Annotated in this window: 1 pseudogene; it reads right to left on the reverse strand. The window is 65.0% G+C overall.

Annotated features, from left to right (window positions below):
- A pseudogene (locus IB272_RS34550) lies at positions 1-366 on the reverse strand (phosphoketolase); the annotation flags it as partial.

A 366-nucleotide genomic window follows, 5' to 3' on the forward strand; every position in this document is an offset into this window, starting at 1 on the left:
CCGCTTCCACGGTCGTGGCACCCGGGCTCGGAACGTCGACGGCGTAGTCCCGGAAGCCCGGCATTTTCAGGTCGCGCAACAGCAGGCCGCCGTTTGCATGCGGATTGTCGCTCATGCGGCGATGTCCGGATGGGGCGAGCGCCGCGATCTCGGGCTTCAGCCGGCCCTCGTCACTGAAGAGTTCTTCCGGGCGATAGCTCTTCATCCATTGTTCGAGGATGCGGATGTGCTCGGGCTTGTCCATCTCGCCCATCGGCACCTGGTGCGCGCGCCAGTAGTCCTCGCATTTCTTGCCGTCGATTTCCGGCGGGCAGGTCCAGCCCTTTGGCGTGCGGAAGATGATCATCGGCCAGGCCGGGCGCTTCA

The organism is Ensifer sp. ENS08, from assembly GCF_014852195.1.
In the GTDB taxonomy this organism is placed as follows: Bacteria; Pseudomonadota; Alphaproteobacteria; order Rhizobiales; family Rhizobiaceae; genus Ensifer; species Ensifer adhaerens.